The following is a 3,183-nucleotide window of genomic DNA, read 5'->3' as shown; positions in this document are numbered from 1 at the left end:
GCCCGGTAGTCCGCGAGGTCGCGCGCCTGGCCGCGGGGGTTGACGACGCTCCAGCGGACCACGCCGGCGGCGTCGATGAGGAAGCTGCCGCGCAGCGCGTGCCCGTTGGCCTCGTCGAGCACGCCGTAGGCGCGGGAGACCTCGCCGTGCGGCCAGAAGTCGGTGAGCAGGTCGAAGCCGAAGTGCTCCCGCTCGGTCCAGGCACGTTGGGCGAACGTCGCGTCCGTGGACACGGCCAGCAGTCGCACGCCGCGCGCCTCGAAGCTCTCGAGGTTGTCCCGCAGCTCGCACAGCTCGCTCGTGCAGATACCCGAGAACACGAACGGGAAGAACACGACCACCACCGGGGTGCCGCGCAGGCTGCTCAGCCGCACCGGCGTCCCGTGCGTGTCGGGCAGCTCGAAATCGGGAGCGGGATCACCCGCGGCGGGTGCCTGGGGGAGGAGGTCCCCCGCCGCGGGCACGCTCGGGGCCACCTCCTCCCCCAAGGTCGGCGAGCCCTGGGTACACCGCGTCCCGCGTCGTCGTCTCGCTACCAATCGCTCAGCGGCCCCGGCTGCGCGACGCGATCCGGATACCGGACCAGGAGTCCGCCACGGAGGCGGCCGACGTCGCGTGCATGCCCGCCGTGCGGGCCGCCTCCTCGATGTCCGCCGGGCGCACATGCCCCACCCGGCCGGGCTTGGGGGTGAGCACCCAGATCAGGCCGCCGTCATCGAGGTTCGCCTGTGCGTCCACCAGCAGGTCCGTGAGGTCCTCCTGCTCGGCGTCGTCGGCGCGCCACCAGATCAGGGAACCGTCGCAGACATCGCCGTAGTCCTCGTCGACCAGCTCGTGGCCGGTCAGCTCCTCGATCACCTCGCGGACCGGTCCGTCGACGTCGTCGTCGTAGCCGAACTCCTGGATGACCTGCCCGGAGATGAAGCCGAACCTGCTGCCGGCTCCAGCGGCCGCGCTGTCTACCACGTTGTTTCCTGCCTTTCCTGGGCCGTGGGCCCGTCTGCGCGTTGTGCGCGGTGATCGTGATGTGGTCAAGCCCACCGTAGCGGGGCCATGGTCCGCAAGCCGGGTCGTCGGCGGCAGTTTCGTGCATCGGGCCGCAGTTTCGCGCATCGGCCTGTCTGGCGCTGCGGCGCGTCCTGTCGCAAGACTCACACCCGAACGGAGGCGCAAGACTCGCATGTCGAGGGGTCGAGGCATGACAATGGTCCCAATCTGTCCGACGGTGCGCCTATCTGCGTCGCCGTCGACGCCGGACATGAGAAGAGGGAACGCGTGAGTTCACGAGACGACTCCTCGCCGCTGATCAACGGATTGCTCAGCCAGGTCAGGGACATCGACAGCGACGAGACCCAGGAGTGGATCGAATCGCTCGACGGTCTCATCGACGAGAAGGGCGGCCCGCGGGCGCGTTACATCATGCTCAGCCTGCTCAAGCGGGCCCGTGAGCGGATGGTGACGATCCCGAACCCGATCACCACGCCGTACGTGAACACCATCGGTGTGCACGACGAGCCGTACTTCCCCGGCGACGAGGCGGTGGAGCGCAGGTACCGCGGGTGGATCCGCTGGAACGCGGCCGTCATGGTCACGCGTGCGCAGCGCCCCGAGGTGGGTGTCGGTGGCCACATCTCCTCCTACGCGTCCGTGGCGACGCTGTACGAGGTGGGCATGAACCACTTCTTCCACGGCAAGAACCACCCCGGCGGCGGCGACCAGGTCTTCTTCCAGGGCCACGCCTCGCCCGGCAACTACGCCCGTGCCTACCTGGAGGGCCGCCTCAGCGAGGCGGACCTGGACGGCTTCCGCCAGGAGTACTCCCACCGGGAGGACGGCCGCGGCCTGCCCTCCTACCCGCACCCGCGGCGCATGTCGGACTTCTGGGAGTTCCCCACCGTCTCCATGGGCCTCGGCCCGGCCGAGGCGATCCACCAGGCATGGTTCAACCGCTACATGCACGACCGCGGCATCAAGGACACCTCGCAGCAGCGCGTGTGGGCCTTCCTCGGCGACGGCGAGATGGACGAGCCCGAGTCGCGCGGCATGCTGCAGCTCGCCTCGTGGCAGAACCTGGACAACCTCACCTTCGTCATCAACTGCAACCTCCAGCGCCTCGACGGTCCGGTCCGCGGCAACGGCAAGATCATCCAGGAGCTCGAGGCCCAGTTCCGCGGCGCGGGCTGGAACGTCATCAAGGTCGTGTGGGGCCGCGAGTGGGACGCCCTGCTCAACGCCGACAAGGACCGCGCCCTCGTCAACCTCATGAACGAGACGCTCGACGGCGACTACCAGACGTACAAGGCCAACGACGGCGCCTACGTGCGCGAGCACTTCTTCGGTCGCGACCCGCGCACCAAGGAGCTCGTCAAGAACATGACCGACGACGAGATCTGGGCGCTCAAGCGCGGCGGTCACGACTACCGCAAGATCTTCGCGGCGTACAAGGCGGCCACCGAGCACACCGGGCAGCCGACCGTCATCCTGGCGCACACCATCAAGGGCTACGGGCTGGGGCCGAGCTTCGCCGGCCGCAACTCCACGCACCAGATGAAGAAGATGAAGACCACGGACCTGCGGATGCTCCGTGACTCGTTGAACATCCCGATCTCCGACGAGGAGCTCGAGGACCCCTACCGCGCACCGTACTTCCGCCCCGCGGAGGACGACCCCACGCTGCAGTACATGCTCGAGCGCCGCAAGGCGCTGGGCGGGTACCTGCCCGAGCGTCGCGACAGCCACAAGAAGCTGACCCTGCCGGATGACAAGCCCTACGAGATCCTCGCCAGGGGCTCGGGCCAGCAGGAGGTCGCGACGACGATGGGCTTCGTCCGCCTGCTCAAGGAACTGATGAAGGACAAGGAGATCGGCAAGCGCTTCGTGCCGATCATCCCGGACGAGGCCCGCACGTTCGGCCTCGACGCGATCTTCCCGACCGCGAAGATCTTCAACGTCCACGGTCAGAACTACACCGCCGTGGACCACGACCTCATGCTCAGCTACAAGGAGTCCGAGCAGGGGCAGATCCTCCACACCGGTATCAACGAGGCGGGTTCGGCTGCGGCCATGCAGGTGGTCGGCACGAGCTACGCCACGCTGGACGAGCCGATGATCCCGATCTACATCTTCTACTCGATGTTCGGGTTCCAGCGCACCGGCGACCAGTTCTGGGCCGCCGGGGACCAG

General features: G+C 68.1%; 3 protein-coding genes. 1 reads left to right on the top strand and 2 read right to left on the bottom strand.

Features of this window, described 5'->3' with window-relative positions; translation table 11 throughout:
• Together ACYC1Z_RS14885 and ACYC1Z_RS14880 are read right to left on the bottom strand one after the other, a co-directional pair.
• On the bottom strand, positions 1–476 hold a 476-nt coding region (locus tag ACYC1Z_RS14885), incomplete at its 3' end, for a redoxin domain-containing protein (protein ID WP_461410291.1).
• A gap of 67 nt (positions 477–543) precedes the next feature.
• Positions 544–966, bottom strand: coding sequence for a DUF3052 domain-containing protein (locus ACYC1Z_RS14880; protein ID WP_461410290.1), 423 nt, complete (start codon positions 964–966; stop codon positions 544–546).
• Between the two features lie 309 nt (positions 967–1,275).
• Between ACYC1Z_RS14880 and aceE the strand changes: the two genes are divergently transcribed.
• Positions 1,276–3,183: pyruvate dehydrogenase (acetyl-transferring), homodimeric type (aceE, locus tag ACYC1Z_RS14875; protein ID WP_461410289.1), on the top strand; the 1,908-nt coding region annotated here is incomplete at its 3' end.

Source organism: Georgenia sp. (genome assembly GCF_054605595.1).
This window is presented reverse-complemented; position numbering and strand designations above follow the sequence as displayed.